10 protein-coding genes are annotated in these 22665 nt (G+C 73.6%); 6 read left to right on the top strand and 4 right to left on the bottom strand.

Going from position 1 to position 22665, the window contains the following annotated elements:
- The first annotated feature begins 67 nt into the window (after positions 1 to 67).
- Positions 68 to 2296, top strand: a complete 2229-nt coding sequence (secD, locus tag ACIQJT_RS33675; protein WP_402649589.1) for a protein translocase subunit SecD — start codon at positions 68 to 70, stop codon at positions 2294 to 2296.
- Positions 2297 to 2829: 533 nt separating this feature from the next.
- Positions 2830 to 3213: a hypothetical protein gene (locus ACIQJT_RS33680; RefSeq protein WP_402649590.1), complete on the top strand. Its 384-nt coding sequence runs from the start codon at positions 2830 to 2832 to the stop codon at positions 3211 to 3213.
- A gap of 39 nt (positions 3214 to 3252) precedes the next feature.
- Here ACIQJT_RS33680 and ACIQJT_RS33685 read toward each other — a convergent pair whose 3' ends face one another.
- A complete protein-coding gene (locus ACIQJT_RS33685) occupies positions 3253 to 3528 on the bottom strand; it encodes a DUF3253 domain-containing protein (RefSeq protein ID WP_402649591.1) in 276 nt (91 codons plus the stop codon).
- Between the two features lie 241 nt (positions 3529 to 3769).
- Entirely contained in the window at positions 3770 to 5032 is a 1263-nt protein-coding gene (locus ACIQJT_RS33690; protein WP_402649592.1) for a helix-turn-helix domain-containing protein, read from the bottom strand.
- Positions 5033 to 5730: 698 nt separating this feature from the next.
- Between ACIQJT_RS33690 and ACIQJT_RS33695 the strand changes: the two genes are divergently transcribed.
- Positions 5731 to 6411 carry a PAS domain-containing protein gene (locus ACIQJT_RS33695; RefSeq protein WP_402649593.1) on the top strand — a complete coding sequence of 227 codons (681 nt, stop codon included), beginning with the start codon at positions 5731 to 5733 and terminating at the stop codon, positions 6409 to 6411.
- 94 nt (positions 6412 to 6505) lie between these two features.
- Here the strand turns inward: ACIQJT_RS33695 and ACIQJT_RS33700 are convergent, their stop codons facing one another.
- Entirely contained in the window at positions 6506 to 7024 is a 519-nt protein-coding gene (locus ACIQJT_RS33700; protein WP_402649594.1) for an RNA polymerase sigma factor, read from the bottom strand.
- Between the two features lie 64 nt (positions 7025 to 7088).
- Positions 7089 to 8396, bottom strand: a complete 1308-nt coding sequence (locus ACIQJT_RS33705) for a protein kinase (RefSeq protein WP_402649595.1) — start codon at positions 8394 to 8396, stop codon at positions 7089 to 7091.
- Positions 8397 to 8858: 462 nt separating this feature from the next.
- Between ACIQJT_RS33705 and ACIQJT_RS33710 the strand changes: the two genes are divergently transcribed.
- Genes ACIQJT_RS33710 through ccrA form a run of 3 tightly spaced genes read left to right on the top strand, consistent with a single transcriptional unit; the run spans position 8859 to position 22631 of the window.
- The gene (locus tag ACIQJT_RS33710; protein WP_402649596.1) at positions 8859 to 17501 is read left to right on the top strand and encodes an amino acid adenylation domain-containing protein; all 8643 of its coding nucleotides are present in this window, start codon (positions 8859 to 8861) and stop codon (positions 17499 to 17501) included.
- A complete protein-coding gene (locus tag ACIQJT_RS33715) occupies positions 17494 to 21378 on the top strand; it encodes a type I polyketide synthase (protein WP_402649597.1) in 3885 nt (1294 codons plus the stop codon). The genes ACIQJT_RS33710 and ACIQJT_RS33715 overlap by 8 nt, the downstream gene beginning before the upstream one ends.
- Before the next feature lie 23 nt (positions 21379 to 21401).
- Positions 21402 to 22631 (top strand): crotonyl-CoA carboxylase/reductase, encoded by a 1230-nt coding sequence (gene ccrA / locus ACIQJT_RS33720; protein WP_402649598.1) that lies wholly within the window; start codon positions 21402 to 21404, stop codon positions 22629 to 22631.
- The last annotated feature ends 34 nt before the right edge of the window (positions 22632 to 22665 follow it).

The following is a 22665-nucleotide window of genomic DNA, read 5'->3' on the forward strand; positions in this document are numbered from 1 at the left end:
TCCTTCTCGACTTCCTTTCCTGCCGCGGCCACTGTGGCGGCCGCGGTGTGCCTGCCGGAGGCCCGTTGTGAACCGATCCGCGCGCATCAGAGGCTTGATCGCCCTGGCCGCCGTCGTCCTGTCGCTGTACGTCGCCCTCACCGTGCCCGTCCACCTCGGACTCGATCTGCGGGGCGGTACCCAGATCGTGCTGGAGACCCGCCCCAACGACTCCGACGCCGACTCGGACGCCACGGACCGGACCGTGGAGGTGCTGCGCGGCCGTATCGACGCCCTTGGTGTCGCCGAGCCCACCATCGCCCGATCCGGCAGCGACCGGATCATCGTCGAGCTGCCCGGCCTGCAGGATCCCCGGGAGGCGGCCGACGTGCTCGGCCGCACCGCGCAGCTCACCTTCCACCAGGTGCTCGGCACGGCGGCCCCCGCCGACGACCTGCCGGCTCCGTTGCCCAAACGGGCCCGCGAGCAGGTGATGGCCGACGAGTCCGGCAACCGACTGCGGCTCCGGGCGGCCTCGCTGACCGGCGAGGACGTCGAGAAGGCAGCCGCCCGCTTCGATCAGCAGGGCGGTGCCGGCTGGCACGTCACCGTCGACTTCAGGGGGTCGGGGGAGACCGGGTGGGCCCGGCTGACGGGGGAGGCCGCCTGCCACCCGGTCGGAGACCCGGGCCGCCGGGTCGCCATCGTCCTGGACGACAAGATCATCTCTTCGCCGCAGGTCGACCCGTCCGTCGCCTGCCGGTCCGGCATCAGCGGCGGCTCCACCCAGATCACCGGCACCTTCGACGACAGCGAGGCGAAGGAGCTGGCCCTGCTCATCAACGGCGGAGCCCTGCCCGTGCCGGTGGAGACCATCGAGCAGCGCACCGTCGGCCCCAGTCTGGGAGCCGAAGCCATCACGGCCAGCGCCTGGGCCGCCGGTATCGGTACGGCAGTGACCTCGCTGTTCATCATCGCCGTCTACCGGCTCATGGGCTTCCTGGCCACCGTGGCCCTGGCCTGCTACGGCCTCATCTCCTACGCGGTCCTCGCAGCCCTCGGCGCCACCCTGACCCTGCCCGGCCTCGCCGGCTTCGTGCTGGCCATCGGCATGGCGGTCGACGCCAACGTGCTCGTTTTTGAACGCGCCCGCGAGGAGTACGCGGCTGGGCACCGCCGCACTCCACGGTCGGCCCTGAGCGCCGGATTCCGCGGGGCCCTCAGCGCGATCGCCGACTCCAACATCACCACCCTCATCGCAGCGGGCCTGCTGTTCTTCCTGGCCTCCGGGCCGGTGCGCGGGTTCGGTGTCACGCTGGGCATCGGCGTCCTCGCCTCCATGCTGAGCGCTCTGGTCATCACCCGGGCACTCGCCGACCTCGCCGTCGGCCGCCCCGGTCCGCGTCGCCGCCCCCGCCTCACCGGCATCGCCCACAACGGCCTCGTGCGCCAACACCTCATCCGCACGAGCCCGAACCTGATGCGCCATCCGCGCCGGTGGCTGGCGGTCTCGGCGGTGGCCCTGGTCCTGGCCGCCTCCGGCATTGCCATGCGCGGTCTTGACCTCGGCGTGGAGTTCACCGGCGGCCGCCTCTTCTCCTACACCACGGCCGCCCCCGCCGACGCCGACCGAGCCCGTGATGCGCTCGCCGACGCCGGATTCTCCCAGGCCGTCGTCCAGACCTCCGGCGAACACCGACTCACCGTCCGCACCCCCCACCTGAGCAACACCCAAGCGGCGGCCGTCACCGCCACCGTCACCGACGTGGCGCCCGGGGCCGAGAAGATCCGCGACGAGGCGATCGGACCGAGCCTCGGCGAGGAGCTGCGCCACGGCGCCGTTATCGCCCTCGCCGTCGCCCTCGGCGCCCAGCTCGTCTACCTCGCGGCACGTTTCCGCTGGCTGCTGGGCAGCTCCGCGGTCGTCACGCTCGCTCATGACGTGGTGATCCTCGTCGGCGTGTTCGCCTGGCTGGGCAAGCCCGTCGACGGCGTGTTCCTGGCCGCGCTGCTGACCGTCATCGGGTACTCCGTCAACGACTCCGTCGTCGTCTTCGACCGGATCAGGGAACTGGGCCGCCGCGCGGACAGGGGACCATTCGCACGTGTCGCCAACCAGGCCCTTCTTCAGACCCTGCCCCGCACCGTCAACACCGGTATGGGCGCCGTGTTCATCCTCACCGCACTGGCCGTCCTCGGCGGGGACACCCTGACCGACTTCGCCCTGGCCCTTCTGATCGGCTTCGCGGTGGGGACGTACTCCTCGATGTTCACGGCGACCCCGCTGGCCGTAGCACTGCACGAGCGCCGCACGTAGACGGTGTCCACGGCACGGTCGGGGCCACGGGGCAGTGACACACGACCGCGCTGTCACGCTAGGGTCAGCAGTCGAAAACTGGCCAAGGTCAGGCGCGAGGGCGGCATGCGGGATCTACCGATGTCCGTTGCACGAGCGGTGATGCGTGAACAACTCACGCGGACGTGCAACTGGCGGCGGCCGAAAGTCGTCCTCTGCGACGAGCCGTCGAGGCACACCGAGAACTGGGACAACAGGGGGGACACAGCATGAACGTGACGTCGAAGAAGAGCCGGCGCAGACCGAGCGTTGTCGGGACGGCCGTACTGGGAGCCTGCGTGGCTGGCGCGTTGCTCCTCACCGGCTGCAACGGCAAGGGAGACGCAGCGGGTTCGGGCGCCGACACGAGCCCGACGAAGGCGGCGGGCGCCGGCGGCAAGGGAACAGCTTCCGGCGCGCCGAGCGAAACTCCGGGCGCCACTGCGTCTTCAGGACCGAGCAGCGCCGCCAAGACGCCCGTCGCCGTTCCAGTCGCGTCCAAGGCTCCCGTTTCCGTGTCGCCGACCGCGGAGGGCGTCGCCGACGACGGCTGTGACCACAAGATGCCGATCTCCCCCGACGAGATAGCGGTTTACCGCTACACCCCCGAGGGAGGATTTCTCAGTCTGATCGTCAAGCACGGCAACTGGGGCTGCGGATCTCCTGACTCCGACGGCGCGCCGTTCGAGACGGTCGGCAAGGAGACGTTCATCCCGATGGACCAGGCCGCGTACGTCACCGTGACCACCCCCATCGTGGAGAGCACCGAGAACCAGCACATCGGGGTGCAGGAGTTCCTCGACTGGCTGGAGGCGCACCCGAACTCGGGGCTCGTGTTCACCTACCACCTCGGTGCCGACGGCGCCATCGACCGCCTCGACGAGGTCTTCACGCCGTAGCAGCGCCGTGTGCGGCGTTCGGAAGGCGCCACGCTGGCCCTACCGACGGGCGCGCCGGATGCGGATGGGGCCGCGCGTCTCCGTCTCCGCGACGGGCCGGCCGCCCTGCGTCACCTCGACCTCGCCGTCGTTCACCAGACGCCAGGCCGCTCGGCGGGCCGGCTCCATCAGGGCCCGCCAGCCGTCGTCGTCACCCTCGTAGACTGCGCGCGCCGCGTCGGACGGACAGATGGACGCAGTGTCGGCGCGGCGCTCCAGCAGGCTCATGATGGCCTTCTCCAGCCGTTCACCGAGCTGCCGGTCCGTCTCCTCCATGCGATCCAGTGTGCCGGAGAGTCCGTGCGGCGGCAGGCCGAGACGTCGGCCCCGCCATGGCTGACCAGTTCGGCTGCGACACTCCGGGCGGGTCGGGGGTGATGTCCAGGCTTGGCGCCCCGGTGAGCTGTAGCCCCGTCGTCACGCCTTTCCCGGGGGGCTCAAAGTGGCTGTTCCGCCCGTCGGGGCGAAGGTCTCGCCCACTCACCGCCTGCCCACTCACCGCCCGCCCCGCGCCCGTTCAGCCGGGCCCTGTCGGACAGGGGCCCGCCCCCGAGGGGTGGAGGCCCGCAGCCAGCGTGGTGGCCAGCACCTGCCAGACATGGGCGGCGAGGTCGACGTGCCTTGACTGCGTGGCCTGTCGTGCGAGCTGCTGGAGCGCGGCGACGCCTTCCTCGACCCGGCCCGCGTGGATCGCCAGCCGGCCGTCGAGGACCGACAGCCGCACCCGGTCACGGTAGGGGAGACGCAGCTCCTCCTCGGACAGCACGGCCCGGCTCAGCTGGGCGGCGTCCTCGAACCGGCCCTGTGCGAAGGCGAGATGAGCCTGGAGGGCGTGCAGTTCCTGGAGTTGTGCGGGTGTGCCGATCAGGTCGAGGACGGAGGCGGCCTCTGTCAGCCACCTCTCTGCGGCGGCCACCCGGGGTGGTGACATCTGCAGGGCTGTGGCGGTGGCGGTGGTCCGCAGCCGGGCCCACACGGTCAGGTCGTCCTGGCCGCCCTTGAGCAGGTCGAGGGCTGTGTCCAGCCGGGCGAGGGCGGCCGCGTCGTCGCCCTTGCGGCTGCTGACCACGGCGGCCGTCCACAGGGCCTCGGCCGCCTGCACGGCGGAGGCCCGGGGCAGCAGATCTCGGTCCAGCTCGTCGACGTGCTGCGAGGCCGCCTCCCACCGGCCGAGGTCCGTCTCGATGCTGATCAGCTCCAGCAGGGCGGCCAGCGTGTCGGGCACACACAGGTGCGCGGTGCGGGCGACGGAGAAGGCCTCCGCCGCCGCCGACTCCGCCGTACGCATGTCGCCGAGGGCACGTGCGCAGCGCGCGTGGCGGACCAGCGAGCGGGTGAGGAGGTCCGGGGCGTCCAACGTCCGGCTCAGCGACAGGAGTTGCAGCAGATGGGTGCGTTCCCGTCGATGGTCGCCGTCGCGGCCGGCGGCCTGGCTGAGCAGCCACAGGGCATGCCAGCGGGCGGCGGGATCCTCGCAGGCGTCCTCCTCGACCGCGCGGCCGAGCGCCGCGGTGCCGTCCGTCCCGGGCGGAGCCGAGGCCGCGGCGGCCAGCGCTCCGCTCAGGGAGGTGCCGTCCGCCTGGCCGGTCAGGGCCGAAGCGTCGACCCCGAGGCGGTGGGCGAGGTAGGCGACGGTGCGTTCGGTGGGTCGCCGGTCTCCGGATTCCAGGCGTGACAGGTGTCCCGTCGACATGTCGTCGCCGACGACGTCGGCCTGGCTCAGGCCGCGTGCGGTCCGGAGTCTTTTGAGCCGACGGCCGAACTGCGGCTGGTCGAGCATCTCCCTCCTCGGGTTCGGTGGCCCGGTCGGCACGGTATCCGTGGTTCCGTTTGCCCGGTCGGGCACGTGAGTTGTCAGCACTTTAGGGAGCGCCGCAAGAGGCGACAACCTGTTTGCTGCGGGGGGGCAAGCGCATTCCGGGTGGGTGACGTCCGGCCGCCCCGATTGTGGGAGACGGGGGTTCTCCGGGCCCGAATTCCGCCCGCCCGCACAAGAGTTGACGAGTTGCCCAGGTCACCTGGCAAACTCTTGTCTCAGGGGTTGTCGCCCTTTAATCTCGATGGCGGTTCCATCGAACGCTTCAAGCGATCCCCTCTTCGCCGCGTGGAGGTTTTCGTGCTCCCCACCGCCCGAACGGGCTCCTCGTCATGGCAGGACTTACGGCTCACCCGCCCGGCCCTCCGGCTGCCCGTGGACGGGACCGCGGCCCGGGCTCGAAGAGCCGTCATGACAACGTTGCCCGGCAGCCCCGGATGACGGTCGCCTCGGCACCGCTCCCTCCGCTCACCTGAACCGACCCCTGTTCCGGAGCCCACCTCCGGCCCGGAACGACGCGGATCCCCGGCACCGGGCCACCGACGAGGTGGCGCGTGCCGTCACCGGGCGCTCGTCGACACCCAGGCACAGCGCATCGGTCCGCTCCGCGTCCGCTCCACCCTTCCCAGCCCCCCACGTGCAGGAAGAAGGACGGTACGTCCGTGGCGACCACGAGTTTCCCCGACGCCTCGCCCAGCAGGAAGAAGACCGCAGCTACGGCTGTCCCGGTCCGCCGCGGCCTGACCGCCGCACCGGACCACGTCACCCCGGCGGCCGCCTGTACGGCCCACCTGTCCCCGCGGGACCTCACGGTCACCGCCGCGGAACCCGAATTCGCCCGCCAATTCGGCCTGAGTGCCGACGACATCTGCGGACGCGGGCTGCTCGAACTGCTCCGTTCCCCGGCCCCGGGCCTTTTGCGGAAACAATTCACCGCGCTTTCCTCGGGGCGCAGCCGGAGATTCAAGGAGAAGGTGACCGGCCGGGACGGCGATGGCCGTAATTTCGCTGCCGATATCACCGCCATCGCCGTCAGACAGCCCTCGGGTGGGTTGGTCGGTGTCGTCGTCCTCCTGCGCCGGTCGGCCGAAGCGGGCACGGGCGGGCCCGTGCTCAGCGCCCTCGACGCGCAGGTCCTGGAGGGTGTGGCGAGTGGTGAGTCCACGGTGCAGATGGCCTCCCGTCTGTATCTGAGCCGCCAGGGCATCGAGTACCGCGTCGGGCAGATGCTGCGGCGTTTCGACGCGCCCAACCGGCCCGCTCTCGTGGCGCGGGCCCACGCCCTGGGCATGTTCGCCGCGGGGCAGTGGCCCCCGCGTGTCCTCCCCGAACGCGTGCGCTAGTGCGGAACGGGGCCTGACGGGCCCCGCACGGCGGCCGTGGCGGAAGCACCGCCACGGCCGCCGTCGTATCGGCCCGAACGGACCCGGCCCGGCCTCACGCCGCCGAGGGCTGCCAGGCCTCCTGGAACCGGCGCCGGGCACGGAAGAGACGGGAACGGACGGTGCCGACGGGCAGGGCGAGCACCTCGGCCATCTCCTCTTCGTTCAGCCCGTAGGCACGCAGGGTGAGGATCTGCCGGTGCGCCCGCGACAGGCGCTCCAGCACGTCGCTGATGTACACCGCGTCCATGGGATTGGTCTCCTGCTGCGCCTCCACCTCGGAGCAGCAGTTCTCCGCGCCGTAGCGCCTGGCGGTGCGGACGGCCTCCCGGACCGTCACGGAGCGCACCCAGCCGTAGAACGCCGCCGGTTCGCGCAGGGATCCCAGGCCGCGGTAGACGGCGAGCAGCGCCTCCTGCGTGGCGTCGGCGCCGTCGTCGTGGGTGATGGACCGGCAGATGCGTGCGACGTAGGGCGTGATGGCGGTCAGCAGGTGGTTCATCGCGTCCTCGTCGCCCGCCTGGGCTCGGGGGAGCAGCGTGAGGGGGGAGGGGAGTTCGCTGACGGTCGTCATGACGGACAGAGGTTCCTTACACGGCCGGGCGGGTGGGGGAGGGAGAGGACGGACGGGCTCGTGCTCAGCCGGCGGCAGTCAGGGCGTGCCCGGGTTCGGCGGCGTCCGTGAAGGCCAGGAGCCCGGCGCGCACGTCGTCGCGGAACGCCCTCATGAAGTCCGGGCTGTAGCAGGCGGTCGAGTGCGGGAACTCGATGCTGAGCCGGCCCTCGAAGGAGACGACGCAGGCCATGACGGGGCTGCGACCCGCCTGCGGGAAGTAGTTCTCGCGGCCCGGGACCAGTCGTACGTCGACGGCGCGCAGTCCTTCAGGCAGTCGCGGGCCCGGGACCACGCCCATGTTGGTGGCGATCACCGTGGCCAGTTGCAGGGCGGGATTGCGGGGGATCTCCGGCGTGATGCGCATCTCGTGCACGTGGTCGCCGCGGTTGAGGAAGTCGCCGAGGCGGGCGTGCACGGCACGGGCCACCTCCAGCGGCTGCGAGGTCGTGGACACCTGAAGGGTCTGCAGGTGGGTGGTGACCGCGGGCACCAAGGCGGAGGCGGGCAGCGGCGGGGACAGCCGCGAGCGCAGGTCGACGGGGGAGAGGCAGCCGAGAGTGCGGGCTCCTTCGTCCCCCGGCAGCCGCCGTCGCGCCGTCACCAGAAGGGTCGCGGAGATCAACGCGTGCACCGAGACGCCCGAGGCCCGCGCCGTCCGGCGCAGGCGCGAGGTGCGGTCCGCGTCCAGGGTCAGCCTGTGGACCTCGATGTGCCCGCCGGCGTCGGCCCCCTCGCCGGGGACGGCGTCGTAGGGGACCAGTTCGACCGGGTGGCGTCGTATCTCCTCCAGGCGGCCGTCGAGGTACTTGGCCGTGTCGGCGTCGTCGACCGGGGGCAGCAGACGGCTTACCGGCTCCGGCCAGCGGGGGCCCTCCGGATCGACGCTCTCGCCGGTGCTCCCCTCGACCGACTGGCGGTAGCGGTCCCACAGGGCATTGTGCAGCGCGATGCTGCTGTGGCCGTCGGTGATCGTGTGGTCGATCACCAGCACGAACAGATGGCTGTCCCCGTCCGGGGCGCTGACCAGGACGGCGCGGCTGAGGGGGCCTCCGAGCGGCAGCGGCCGGTTCAGCTCCGTCGCATAAGCCTCGTCCGCGTCGCCGGTCCGGGTGATCAACCGGGGCCGCGCGTCGGCGTCGAGGACGCGCAACACGTGGCCGGAGCCGTCCTGTTCGATGCGGGAGCGCAGCGGCGGGTTCGCCTCGGTCGTGGCGTCGAACGCGGCCGACAGTGCCAAGACGTCCACCGGTCCGCGCAGGGTGCAGGACAGCACCGCCCTGCTTCTCTGGCCCACGTAGAGCGTCTCGACCGGACACAGCGCACGGTGCATGCCGTCAGCCTTCTTTCCGTCGTTCGTTCCGGAAGTCCACGGCCCCGGGACAGGTCTGCCGCCGCGGTGGTCCGCGAGGAGGTCGGGGGCCTTTCGAGGGTGCACGGAGGAACGCGGCCGAATCCAGCCCGGAGCGCGGCGTGCGGGGAAGTCGCGTGATTTCCCTAGAAGTTGAGTCACGGCGCACACTCCCCGGTCCCGTGGATTTCAGGGAAATCCCTGAAACGACGGCCGCCGGGCCGGTTCGCCTTGACCCGGCCTGCGCGGGTGCCTCAACGTGCTGTGCCGTGAAACCGGGGCAGACGGCGTGATCGCCCTGTCCCCGGTGTGCGGCCTCAGTCGCTCCCCGCGGGTCGCGCCCGGCGTACGTCAGGCGTGCGACACGGGGTGGCCGCACCCGTCCGATCCGGCCGGGCCTTCGCCGTCCGGGACATCTTCGGCTTGCCACGTGAGGGTTGCGCTATGTCACTCCAGGAGGACGCACGTCGACCGCTGTCCGGAGCCCAGGAGGGCCTCTGGTACGCAGGACGGCTCGCACCGGACAGTGCCGCGTACAACACCGCGGAGGCCGTGGAGATCCACGGGCCCCTGGACACCGCCCTGTTCGAGAGCGCGCTGCGGCGCGTCGTCGCCGAGGCCGACACCTTCGCCCTGCGGTTCGCCGACACCGACGACGGCCCCCGCTGCCACCCGGCGCCGGACGCGGACGACTGGAGCCTGAACCGGGCCGACGTCAGCGGCGCCGCCGATCCGGAGGCCGCCGCGTGGGAGTACGTCCGCGCCGACCTCGCGACCCCGGTGGACCCGGAGAAGGGCCCCCTGTTCGCGCACACCCTGCTGACCCTCGCCGAGGACCGCCACCTGTGGCTGCTGAGGGCCCATCACCTGCTCCTGGACGGCTACAGCTACAAGCTCCTGGGGCGCCGCCTCGCCGAGACCTACAACGCGCTGGCGGAGGGCCGGGAACCGGAGCCCTGCGCCTTCGCGCCGGTGCGCCGACTCCAGGAGGAGGAAGCGGCCTACGTCGCCTCCGAGCGCTTCGCCCGTGACCGTGACCACTGGGCGCAGCGCCTGGCCGACCTGCCCGAGCCGGCCCGGCTCACCTCCCGCACGGCGCCGCCCACCGCGCCATTCCTGCGCCGCACCGCCGAGTTGACGCCGGCCGAGACCGCTGCCCTGGACACCGCGGCCGCCCGCCTCGGGGTCCAGCGCACCGACCTGCTGACCGCGGCCACCGCCGCCTACCTGCACCGGATGACCGGCGCCCGCGACCTGGTGCTGGGCATGGCCACGATGAGCCGGCTGGGCAGCGCCGCCCTGCGCACCCCCGGCACCGCCTCCGACGTCCTGCCGCTGCGCGTGGCAGCCGAACCCGCAATCGGTGTAGCGGAGTTGGCCCGGGCCGTCGCCGATGAACTCCGGGACCTGCGCCGCCACCAGCGCTACCGCGGCGAGTTCCTCCGCCGCGACCTGGGCCTGCTGGGCACCGGGCGCCGCCTCTACGGGCCGGTGCTGAACATCGTCCCGTTCGACGAGTCCCCCGTCTTCGGCGGACACCCCACCACCTGGCACCACCTGTCCGGCGGTGCCGTCGACGACCTCCAGGTCTCGGTGCGCCCCGGGCCCCGCGGAGGCGGACTGTGGCTGGCCTTCGACGCCAACCCCGCCCTGTACGAGGAGGACGAACTCGCGCTGCACCGCGACCGGTTCCTCACCCTGCTGCGTCAACTGACCGGAGCGGGACCGGAGACGCCGCTGGGCGATCTGGACATCCTGCTGCCGGGCGAACACCCCCGCGACACACCCGCGCACACGTATCCGGTCGAGCGGACCCTCGCGGAGCTGTTCGAGGAGCGGGCGGCGGCAGGACCGGAGCGCACGGCCGTCAGCCACGGCGACGAACGGCTCACCTACGCCGAGCTCAACGCCGAGGCCAACCGGATCGCCCGGCTGCTGACCGAGCACGGCGCCGGGCCCGGCCGGGTCGTGGCGCTCGCCCTGGAGCGCGGCATCCGGCTGCTGCCCGCCCTGCTGGCCGTCCTCAAGACCGGCGCCGCCTACCTGCCCCTGGACCCCGGTCAGCCGGCCGCACGGCTGCGGCTGGTCGTCGAGGACGCGGCCCCCGTCGTCCTCGTCACCGAACACGCCCACGCCCACCTCGCCCAGGACGCCGTCCCCGCCCTGCTGCTGGACGACCCCCAGGTGGCCGCGGATCTCGCCCGCCGCCCCGGCACCGACCTGACCGACACCGAACGGCACGGCCCGCTCAGCCCGTCCGGCACCGCGTACATCATCCACACCTCCGGCTCCACCGGCCGCCCCAAGGGCGTGCCCGTGCCGCACGCCAACGTCGTACGCCTCTTCGCCGCCGCGGCCGAGCACTTCGACTTCCGGGCCGACGACGTGTGGACGCTCTTCCACTCCTACGCCTTCGACTTCTCCGTGTGGGAGATGTGGGGCGCCCTGCTGCACGGCGGCCGGATCGTCGTCGTGCCCTACGCCGTCAGCCGCTCGCCGCGCGACTTCCTCGACCTGCTGCACCGCGAGGGCGTGACCGTCCTCAACCAGACGCCGTCCGCGTTCGAGCAGCTCGTCGACGCCGACCTCGAACACGGCCGCGGCAGCGGGGCGTTGCGCTACGTCGTGTTCGGCGGGGAGGCCCTGCGCCCGGCGCGGCTGCGTCCCTGGGCCGAACGGCACGGCCTCGACCGCCCGGCCCTGGTGAACATGTACGGCATCACCGAGACCACCGTGCACGTCACCCACCACCGCCTCACCGCGGCCGACCTGGACGATGCGCGCCGCGTCAGCGTCATCGGCCGGCCGCTCGCCGACCTGCGGGTGCATCTGCTGGACGCCGAGGGACGCCCGGTGCCGCCCGGCGCGACGGGGGAGATGTACGTCTCCGGCGCCGGCGTCGCCCCCGGTTACCTGAACCGCCCCGAGCAGACCGCGGAACGCTTCCTCGACGACCCCTACAGCCCGCCCGGCACCCGCATGTACCGCTCGGGCGACCTGGCCCGGCGCCGCCCCGACGGCACCCTCGACTACATGGGCCGCGCCGACGCCCAGATACAGCTGCGCGGCTTCCGCGTCGAGCCCGGCGAGATCGAGGCCGTCCTGGCCGCCCACCCCGGGGTCGCCCGCGCCGCCGTCGTGCCCCGCCGCGCCGGCAACGGCGCCCTGCACCTGGTCGCCTACACCGTCCCCTCCGGCGACGCCCCCGCGGACCCCGCCGGCCTGCGCACCCATGCCGCCGCGCACCTGCCCGAGCACATGGTCCCGGCCGCCTGCGTCCTGGTGGACGCCCTGCCGCTGACCGCCAACGGCAAGCTCGACGTGCAAGCCCTGCCCGACCCCGACTTCACCGCCGCCGCGTCCGGCACCCGGCCCGCGACACCGCAGCAGAGCCTGGTGTGCGCCCTGTTCGAGGACGTGCTGAACCTGCCGCGCGAGTCCGTCGGCGTGGACGCAGGCTTCTTCGACCTGGGCGGCGACTCGCTGCTCGCCACCCGGCTGCTGGCCCGGCTGCGGCAGCGAACCGGTGCGGAGATCCCCATCACCGCCCTGTTCGAGACGCCGACCCCGGCCGCGCTCGCCGAACGCCTGGCCGCGGGCACGCAGGGCACCCCGCCCCGGCCCGTCCTCGGCGCCGTCGCCCGCCCGCAGCGGGTGCCGCTGTCCTTCGCGCAGGAACGCATGTGGTTCCTGAACCGGCTCGACGAGGGCGCCGCCACCTACCACATCCCGCTCATCGTCCCCGTCGGAGCCGGCCTGGACAGCGAGGCACTCCAGGCCGCGCTCGGGGACCTGGCCGACCGGCACGAGAGCCTGCGCACCGTGATCGCCGAGCAGGACGGGACGGCCTGCCAGCGCATCCTGGCGCCCGGAGAGCTGGCTCCGGTGCTGCGGCGCGTCGACTGCCCCGCCGCGGAGATCGCCGCCCACGTCCAGGCCGCCTCGCGCCGCCGCTTCGACCTGACGGCGGAAAGCCCCCTGGCGGCCTGGCTGTTGGGGACCGGCAACGACCAGGTCCTGCTGTTCGTGCTGCACCACAGCGCCGCCGACGGCTGGTCGCTGGCCCCCTTCGCAGCCGACCTGTCCGCCGCCTACGCGGCCCGCCGGGCCGGCCGGGCACCGCGGTGGACGCCGCTGACGGTGCAGTACGCCGACTACGCGCTGTGGCAGCGTGCCCTGCTCGCGCCCGGGCCCGACGGCCCGGGCCGACTGGAGCGGCTCACCGCCCACTGGCGCACCGCGCTGGACGGCGTGCCCGCGGAGTGCACCCTGCCCGGCGACCGGCCGCGTCCCACCGCACCGCGCGGGAAGGGTGCGCACGTCGAAGTCGCCGTCGACACCGACCTGCACCGTGCGCTGCTGCGCCTGGCCGACCGCGAGGGCGCCAGCCTGTTCATGGTGCTGCACGCCGCCGTCAGCGCCCTGCTCACCCGCTGCGGCGCCGGTGAGGACATCGTCCTCGGCACCCCCGTCGCCGGCCGCACCGAACCCGGCCTCGACCCCCTGATCGGCCTGATCACCAACACCCTGGTGCTGCGCGCCGACACCTCCGGCGACCCCGCCTTCGGGGACCTCCTCGCCCGGCTGCGCACCGCCGACCTGGCCGCCCTGGACCACCAGGACCTGCCCTTCGACCGGCTGGTGGAAGACCTCAACCCGCCCCGCACGCCCGGCAGGCACCCCCTGTTCCAGGTGATGCTGGCCCTGCAGAACAACACGCCCGCCGTCCTCGAACTCGACGGCACCCGCACCCGGTTGCGGCCCACCGCCACCGGCACCGCCAAGTTCGACCTGTTCGTGGACGTCCTTCAGCGCCACGATGCCGCGGGGGCCCCCGACGGGTTGACGCTGCACGTCGAGTACGCCACCGACCTCTACGACGCGGCAACGGCCGAGGCGTTCGCCCGCGCCCTGCACGACGTCCTGCGCACGGTGAGCATCGACCCGGGCGTCCGCCTCGGGCAGTTGCCCGCGCTCGGCGCGCGCACCCCCGCCCCGGCCACGGCCGACGCAGCGGGCCTGGTGGAAGCGGCCCGGTCCGTGCCCGGCATCCGCGACGCCCACGTGCTGCCCGGCCACGGCGACGCCCCCGCCCGCCTGTACGTCGTGCCCGGCCGGCCGGACGCCGCCGAACGCGTCGAGGAGCTCCTGGAGCGCCAGGGCCACGGCTCCGTCCGCGTCACGGCGGTCAACGTCCTGCCCCGCGGCGAGGACGGCAGCGTCGACAGCGCGGCGTTGGATGCCCTGCCCACCGTGGACGTGACCGCGGCCGGGACGTGGCGGGAGCGGCTGGCCGAGCTGCCCGGCGTCACCACCGTCGACGTGGCGGTGGAGAACGTCCCCGACGAACTCGCCCGGCGCCACGCCGGCCGGCCCGACCGCCCCGCTGAAGCCGCCCCCGCCACCCGGCCCGCGCCCGCCCGCGCCGTCCCCGCCGTCAGCGAGGGCCCCGCGCTCACCGAGCCGTCCGTGCCGAGCTGGGCCGAGGCCCTGCGCCGCGCCGCCGCCCTGGAGAAGGGCGACATCGTCCACGTCCACGCCGACGGCAGCGAGCACCGGCGCACCTACGCCTCCCTGATCCCCGAGGCGTCCCGCGTCCTCGCCGGTCTGCGCCGGGCGGGCCTGCGCCCGGGCGACCAGGTCATCCTCCAGTGCGACGTCACCGAGGACTTCCTCGCGGTGCTGTGGGGCTGCGTCCTCGGCGGCTTCGTCGCCGTCCCGCTGACCGTCCCCGCCTCCTACGACACCCCCTCCGCGGCGCTGACCAAGCTGAAGGGCATCTGGCGGATGCTCGGCCGGCCCTGGATCGTCAGCTCCGCCGGACGCGAGGCCGGGCTGCGGGCGGTCGCCGCCCGGCAGGACTGGCCCGGCCCGCGCATCACCACGGCCGACGCGCTGCGCGAGGCGCCCGAGGACCACGACTGGCACCCCGCCCGGCCCGACGACCTGATGCTGATGCTGATGACGTCCGGCAGCACCGGCCTGCCCAAGGCGGTACGCCTCACCCACCGCAACGTGCTGACCCGCTCGGCCGCCACCGAGCAGCTCAACGGCCTCGGCACCGACGACGTCTCCCTGAACTGGATCCCCCTCGACCACGTCACCGGCGTGGTCATGTTCCACCTGCGTGACGTGTACCTGGGCTGCCGCCAGATCCACGCCCCGACCCCCTGGATCTTGCAGGACCCGCTGCGCTGGATGGACCTCGCCGACCGGCACCGGGTCACCGTCACCTGGGCGCCCAACTTCGCCTTCGGACTCCTGGCCGAACAGTCCCACCGCTTCACCGGCCGGAACTGGGACCTGTCGCCGATGCGGCTGGTGATGAACGCCGGCGAGGTCGTCGTCGCCTCGGCGGCCCGCGGCTTCCTGCACGCGCTGAAGCCCTTCGGCCTGCCCCAGGACGTGATGCACCCCGGCTGGGGCATGTCCGAGACCTGCTCCGTGGTCACCGACGCCGTCCTGCCCGCCCAACCGGTCCCCGACGAGGGCGTGTTCGTGAGCTGCGGACGCCCCTACCCCGGCTTCGCCATGCGGGTCGTCGACGAACAGGGCACCGTCCTGCCCGAGGGAGAGGCGGGCCGCTTCCAGGTCCGCGGCACCTCGGTGACCGGCGGCTACCACGACAACCCGGCCGCCAACGCGGAGGCGTTCACCGACGACGGCTGGTTCGACACCGGCGACCTGGCGTTCCTGCGCGACGGCGAGCTCTACATCACCGGCCGCGCCAAGGACGTCATCATCGTCAACGGCGTCAACCACTACAGCCACGAGATCGAAGCCTGCGTCGAGGAACTCCCGTACGCGGAGCGGAGTTTCACGGCCGCGGTCGCGGTGCGCACCGACCCCGCCTCGCCCACCGACGAACTCGCCCTGTTCCTCCACCTCACCCCCGAGGCCGACGCCGACCCGGCCCGCGCCCTGCGCGAGATCGCCGGCAAGGTCACCCGGGAGATCGGCGTCAGCCCGGCCTTCCTCATCCCGGTGGCGCGGGACGCCGTCCCCAAGACGGAGATCGGCAAGATCCAGCGCACCAAGCTGCGCAAGAGCTTCGAGGCGGGCGACTTCGACGACGAGGTCCGCCGCACCCAGGTGCTGCTGGGCACCGCGGCCACCGTCCCCGACTGGTTCCTGCGCCCGGTGTGGCAGCGGACGGAACGCCCCCACGCCCCCGCCATGACGCCGGGCCGGCACACCCTCGTCCTGGCGGGCGGCGATCCGCGGGCCGGTGCGCTTGCCGAGCGGCTCGCCGACGCGCTGCGCTCGGCGGGCGGCCTGTGCACGGTGGTCGAGGAGGCGGCCGCGTACGAGCGGCTGGACGCCGCCCACTACCGGGTCCGGCCCCTGGAGACCGCCGACCACGCCGCGCTGCTGAGCCGGTTGGCGGACGACGAGCGGCCCGTCGACGCCGTCCTGCACCTCGACGGCCTCCGCGGCACGGGCGAGCCGCCGGCGGCACCGGACGACACGACCGGCGTCGAGCGGCTGCTGGCGTTCGCCCGGGCCCTCGCCGACCGGCCCGGCCCGCAGCGACCCGTGGACCTGGTGTACGTCTCGGCCGGCGCCCAGGCCGTGCGCCCCGATGACCGGCCCGCACCGGCGCACGCCATGGCAGCGGCCCTGCTGAAGTCGCTGGCCGAGGAGTCCGCTGCGCTGCGGGCCCGCCACCTCGACCTGCCCGCCGACGACGCCACGGACCCGCTCCCCGTCCTGGTGGCCGAGACGACGTACACCGACGACGGCGTGGACGTCGCCTACCGCGACGGACACCGCTACGTACGCCGCCTCGCCGCCCTGCCCGAGACCCCCGCCCGCGTCGAGCCGCCCGCGCACGACGGCTTTACCCTGCTCACGGGCGGCCTCGGCGGGGTCGGCACCGAGATCGCCGCCCACCTGCTGCGCACCCCCGGCACCCGGCTGCTCGTCATCGGACGCACCGGGGAGGAGGAAGCCGGCGCCCTGCCGGGGCTGCGCGAACGCGGAGAGGTCCGCTACACCCGCGCCGACGTCACCGACGAAGACCAGGTGCGGGCCGCCGTCGAGGCCGCCGCCGAAGCCTGGGGCGTGCCCCTGACGTCAGTGCTGCACCTGGCCGGGACGCTCGTCGAACGCCCCGTGCGCGACCTGGACACGCCCACCTGGCGCCGGGCGCTGGACGCGAAGGTGCGCGGTGCGTGGACGTTGCACCGGATCACCGCCGACCACCCTGACGTCTCCTTCGTCACCTTCTCCTCGGTCAACGGCTTCTTCGGCGGCGCCATGAACGCCGCCTACGCCGCCGCCAACGCCTGCCTCGACGCCCTCGCCGAGTACCGCCGCAGCCTCGGCCTGCCCGCGCAGTCGCTGGCCTGGAGCATGTGGCGCGAGCGCGGCATGAGCCGCGGCTACGGTCTCACCGCCCTCACCGAGGCCCGGGGCTACCGGCTGCTCGACACGCCCGCCGCGCTGCGCTCGTTCGACTTCGCCCGCACCCTGGACGCACCCCACCTGCTGATCGGTGCCGACCGCACCGCCCCCTGGGTGCGCAGCCACGTCGTGGCCCCCGCTCGCCAGACCCGGCGCCTGGCCGCTCGCGTCGGACTGGAGGACGGCACCGACCTGGGCGCCCTGTACCGGGCCGCGGCAGGCATCGCACAGGCGGCCGGCCTGTCCGACGACACGTGGACGCTGCGCTCCGCGGGCACCAGCGCTGACCCGGGCGGGCCCGAGGCGGAAGAGGACCTGCGGCGCCTGGAGACCCGGCTGGCCCAGGTGTGGCGCGAGGTCCTGGACCGCGACCAAGTGGGCCTGGACGACAACTTCTTCGACCTGGGCGGCAACTCCCTGCTCCTGGTCACCGCGCAGAGCTCCGTCAACCGCGCCTTCGGCAGCGAACTGTCGGTCGTCGACCTGTTCGCACACCCCACCGTCCGCGACCTGGCCCGCCACCTGTCGGCCACCGGTGCGAGCCCCGTCACCGGTGCCGAGGAGGCCGCCCGGCCGGAGACCGGCGACGGCCTGGACCGCGCCCGGGAACAGGCCCGCCGGCAACGTGCGGCCCGCGCCCGCCGCACCGCCCGCCAGGGCAGGGACCGCGGTCATGCCTGAGCGGACCGACGACACCCCGTACACCACCGAACCGGGAGAGGACGAGGCACAGGCCGTGCACGACACCACCGCACCCCTCGACGACGACCTGCCCGCAGTCGCCGTCATCGGCATGGCGGGCCGCTTCCCCGGCGCCGACGACCTCGACGCCTTCTGGGACAACCTCGCGGCCGGCCGGGAGTCCGTACGGCCCGTCACCGACGAGGAGTTCCTCGCCGCCGGCGGCGACCCCCGCGACCTCGACGACCCGGAACTGATCCGCATGGCGTCCGTCGTCGAGGGCATCGACCGCTTCGACTCCGGCTTCTTCGGCTACAGCCCCGCCGAGGCCGCCGTCGTCGACCCCCAGCAGCGGCTGCTGCTGGAGACGGCCTACCACGCCCTGGAGGACGCCGGCTGCCTCGGCGGCGACCGCGCGGGGGAGGCGTTCGGCGTGTACGCGGGGGCGGGCGACAGCCGCTACTACCCCGCCCACGTCCACCCCCGCTACGCCGGACAGCCCGGCTCGGTGGCGCTCGTCCACGCCGCCACCGCCAACTCCCTCGGCACCCTCGCCACCCGCGTCTCCTACGAACTGGGCCTCACCGGCCCCAGCGTCTCCCTGCAGACCGCCTGCTCCACCGCGCTGGTCGCCGTGCACACCGCCTGCCAGGACCTGCTCGACCACCGCTGCGACACCGCGCTCGCCGCCGCCGTCTCCCTCAACCCCTCCGCCGTACTGGGCTACCGGCACGTACCCGACGGACCCTTCTCACCCGACGGACACTGCCGTGCCTTCGCCGCGGACGCCGCCGGCACCTCCTCCGGCGACGGCGTGGGAGCCGTCGTGCTCAAGCGGCTCGAGGACGCCCTCGCAGACGGCGACCGCATCCGCGCCGTCATCCGCGGCAGCGCCGTCAACAACGACGGCCGGCGCAAGGTCGGGTTCAGCGCCCCCAGCGCCGCCGGACAGACCGAGGTCATCCTCGCCGCGCAGGCCCAGGCCGAGGTCGACGCCGCCACCATCGGCCTGATCGAGGCGCACGGCACCGCCACCAAACTCGGCGACCCCATCGAGGTGTCCGCCCTGACCGAGGCCTTCCGGCACAGCACGGACCGCACCGGGTTCTGCGCGCTCGGCTCGGTCAAGACCAACATCGGCCACCTCGGAGCCGCCGCCGGCATCGCCGGACTCATCAAGGCCGTCCTGGCCCTGGAGCACCGGCAGATCCCGCCGAACCTGCACTTCGAGCGCCCCAACCCGCTCATCGACTTCGACACGAGCCCCTTCCGGGTGCCCACCGCGCTGGAGGAGTGGCCCGAGAGCGACCACCCCCGCCGGGCGGCCGTCAGCGCCTTCGGCATCGGCGGCACCAACGCCCACGTCATCCTGGAGGAAGCCCCCCGCACCCCCGCCGCCCCGCCGCGCCCGCCCCACGACGGCCGCCGCCTGGTGCTGCCGCTGTCGGCGCGCACCGCCGGCGCCCTGCGCGGCCAGGCCGCGGCACTCGCCCGGCACCTCGAACGCCGCCCCGAGCTGCGCCTGGACGACGTGGCCCACTCCCTGCGCACCGACCGGCCCGCACTGCGCCACCGGCTCACCGTCACGGCGGCCACCCGCGAGGAGGCCCTGGACGCGCTGCGCTCCGCGGCCCCGGCCACCCCGCCGCTCGCCGACGACCCGGCCCGCGTGGCGTTCCTGCTGCCCGGCGGCGGCACCCAGTACCCGGGCATGGGCAAGGAGCTGTACCGCGACCAGGCTGTCTACCGTGACACCGTCGACGAGTGCGCCCGCATCCTGCGGCCCGTCCTCGGCGCCGACCTGCGCACCGCCCTCTTCGAGGAGCAGCGGCCCGACGACACCTCCGCCTTCCTCGGGCTGGTCGTCACCGAGTACGCCCTGGCCCGCACGCTCATGGAGTCGGGCGTGCGCCCCGACGCGCTGATCGGCCACTCGCTCGGCGAGTACACGGCCGCCTGCCTGGCCGGCGTCATCGACCTCGCCGACATGCTGCCCCTGGTCACCGAACGCATCCGGCTCATCAGCTCCGCCGGCGGAGCCACCGTCGGCGTCGCCGCCCCGGCCGAACACATCCGGCCCCTGCTCGACACCGACCTGTCCCTCGCCGCCGTCAACGGCCCCACCGCCTGCACCGTCGCCGGGCACCTCGACGCCGTCACCCGCTTCGAGGCCGAACTCACCCGCCGCGGCATCCCGTTCCGCCGCCTGCGCATCCCCGTCGCGGCCCACTCCCACGTCCTGGACCCGGTCCTGCCGGCCTACGAGACGCACCTGCGCCAGGTCACCCTGCGCCCGCCGCGCATCCCGTACGTCACCAACGTCACCGGCACCTGGGTCACCGACGCCCAGGCCACCTCCGTCAAGCACTGGCTCGCCCACACCCGCGACACCGTGCGGTTCGCCGACGGCATCACCGCCCTCTGGGACCGGCTGCACCCCGTCCTCGTGGAGATCGGCCCCGGCGACACCCTGACCAAGCTCGCCACCGGCCGCCTCACCGACCAGGCACCGGTGACGGTGACCACCATGCGCCACGCCAAGGCCGAGGCGTCCGACGGGTTCGTCCTCTCCGAAGCGCTGGGCCGGCTGTGGAGCGCGGGCGTGGACAGCGCCCTCCCCCCGGTGCCTGGCGCACCCCGACGGGTGCCGCTGCCGCCGTACGCCTTCGAGCGCCACCGCCACTGGATCGACGCGCCCGGCGCCCGGACGGAGCCCTCCACCACCGACGACGCCACGACAGTGGCCGACCCCGGCCTCGCACCCCGGCCCCGGCTGACGACCGAGCACGTACCGCCCCGCGACGACCGCGAACGGGAGGTGACCCGGCTCTGGGAGGAGACCCTCGGCATCGGTGGCATCGGCGTGCACGACAACTTCTTCGACCTCGGCGGCGACTCGATGCGCGCCGTACTGCTGGCCGGCCGGATGCGCCAGACCGGTGTCCTCGACGTCCCGGCGGCTACCCTGCTGGCCGCGCCCACCGTGGCCGGAGTCCTAGCCGCGGCCGGACAGCCCGAGGACAGGGCGGAGGTCACCTCCTCCGCGCTCGGCCCGCTGCTGCCGCTGCGCGCCGACGGTACCGCCACCCCGCTGTTCTGCGTCCACCCCGGCGCGGGGGTCGCCTGGCGCTACACGGGCCTGCTGCCCCACCTCGGCGGCGACCAGCCCGTCTACGGCATCCAGGCCGCCGGCCTCGACGGCACCCGGCCGCCCGCCCCGGACGCCGCCGCCATGGTCGCCCACTACCTCGACCTGATACGCCAGGTGCAACCCCGCGGCCCGTACCGGCTGCTGGGCTGGTCCTACGGCGGATTCGTCGCCCACGCCATGGCCTGCGCCCTGCAAGGCGACGGCGAACGGGTCGAACTCCTCGCCATGCTCGACGCGCCCCAGCCGCACGGCACCGCCCACGACGCCGACGCCGTGGAACGCCAGGTCGCGGCCCTGCTGTCCAGGGTGGCCGGACTCGACGTCGACGGTGCGCCCGTGACGACCGTCCTGGACCGGATCGACGCCCGTGTCGCCGCCGACCCGGCGAGCGTCCCCGTCACCCGTGAGGAGGCCGCCGCCATCGCCGCCGTCATGCGCAACAACCTGCGCATCGCACCCCAGTTCGCCCCGGGCACCTACCGCGGTGACGTGCTGTTCTTCAGCGCAGCCGAGGAGCAGCACACCGAACACCCGACGGACCTGGCGGTGCTGCCCGGCAAGGCCGACAGCTGGCGGCCCCACGTCGACGGAACCCTCCACGACCACCGCGTGCCCTGCGGCCACTACGAGATGACCGAACCCGAACCCATCGCCCGTATCGGCGAAGCGGTCGCGAAGGCACTGCGCGGCCTCGACGACCGCGCCTGCACACCCCCTTCCCCGTGACACCCGCGACGAGGAGAACCAGCGTGCAAGCGACCCAGGACCTCTACGAACTCGGTGACGCCCCCGAGATCGGCACCGTCCCGAAGAAGATGTACGCCTCGCTCATCCGCCGTGAGCGCTACGGACAGCCCGTCGACGCCTTCCGCACCGAGGTGGTCGACGTCCCGCCCGTGGAGCGCGGGCAGGTCCTGGTGAAGGTGATGGCGGCGGGCATCAACTACAACAACGTCTGGGCGGCCCTCGGTTCGCCGCTCGACGTGATCGCCGCCCGGCAGAAGGCGGGCGCCACCGAGGACTTCCACATCGGCGGCTCCGACCTGTCCGGGATCGTGTGGGCGGTCGGCGAGGACGTACGCGGGGTGCGGCTCGGCGACGAGGTCGTCGTCCTCGCCAACCGCTGGGACGAGAAGGCCGAGGACATCCGCCTCGGCGGCGACCCCACCTGGTCCGCCAGCCAGCGGGTGTGGGGCTACGAGGAGAACTACGGCTCCTTCGCCCAGTTCGCCGTCGTCGACGACTACATGTGCCACCCCAAGCCCGCCCGGCTGTCCTGGGCGGAGGCGGCCTGCTACATGGCGACCGCCGCCACCGCCTACCGCCAGCTCTTCGGCTGGCCGCCGCACACGGTCCGCCCGGGCGACCCGGTACTGATCTGGGGCGGCGCCGGCGGACTGGGCTGCATCGCCATCCAGCTCGTCCGGCACGTCGGCGGCATCCCCGTCGCGGTCGTCTCCAGCGAGGAGCGGGGCGAGTTCTGCCTCAAGCTGGGCGCCGAGGGCTTCATCGACCGGCGGAGATTCGACCACTGGGGGCGGCTGCCGGACACCTCCGACGAAGCGGCGATGGCACGCTGGCTGTCGGGGGCCCGGGCCTTCGGGCGGGCCTTCTGGGAGGTGCTGGGCGAACGCCGCAGCCCGCGCATCGTGCTGGAGCACTCCGGCGCCGACACCATCCCCACGTCCCTGTACCTGTGCGACAACGGCGGCATGGTCGTGCTCTGCGGCGGCACCACCGGCTACAACGGCGACGTCGACCTGCGCTTCCTGTGGATGCGGCAGAAGCGGCTTCAGGGCTCGCACGTCGCGACGGCACGGGAAGCACGTGAGGTCACCCGGCTGATCGACCAGGGAATCATCGACCCGTGTCTGTCCCGCACCTTCGACTTCGACGAGATCGGCTTCGCCCACCAGCTCATCCACGACAACCGGCACCCGGCGGGCAACATGGCCGCCCGGGTGGGCGACCTGGGGTGATTCGCCCTCGCCGTGAGGGGTACTTGCGGCGGGG

The organism is Streptomyces sp. NPDC091972 (assembly GCF_044756385.1).
Lineage (GTDB): Bacteria > Actinomycetota > Actinomycetes > Streptomycetales > Streptomycetaceae > Streptomyces.

Coding starts and splice junctions, on each gene's coding strand:
- ACIQJT_RS33700 (WP_402649594.1), bottom strand. CDS start 7,024: ATGACGACCGTCAGCGAACTCCCCTCCCCCCTCACGCTGCTCCCCCGA.
- ACIQJT_RS33690 (WP_402649592.1), bottom strand. CDS start 5,032: ATGCTCGACCAGCCGCAGTTCGGCCGTCGGCTCAAAAGACTCCGGACC.
- ACIQJT_RS33715 (WP_402649597.1), top strand. CDS start 17,494: ATGCCTGAGCGGACCGACGACACCCCGTACACCACCGAACCGGGAGAG.
- ACIQJT_RS33705 (WP_402649595.1), bottom strand. CDS start 8,396: ATGCACCGTGCGCTGTGTCCGGTCGAGACGCTCTACGTGGGCCAGAGA.
- ACIQJT_RS33685 (WP_402649591.1), bottom strand. CDS start 3,528: ATGGAGGAGACGGACCGGCAGCTCGGTGAACGGCTGGAGAAGGCCATC.
- ACIQJT_RS33710 (WP_402649596.1), top strand. CDS start 8,859: ATGTCACTCCAGGAGGACGCACGTCGACCGCTGTCCGGAGCCCAGGAG.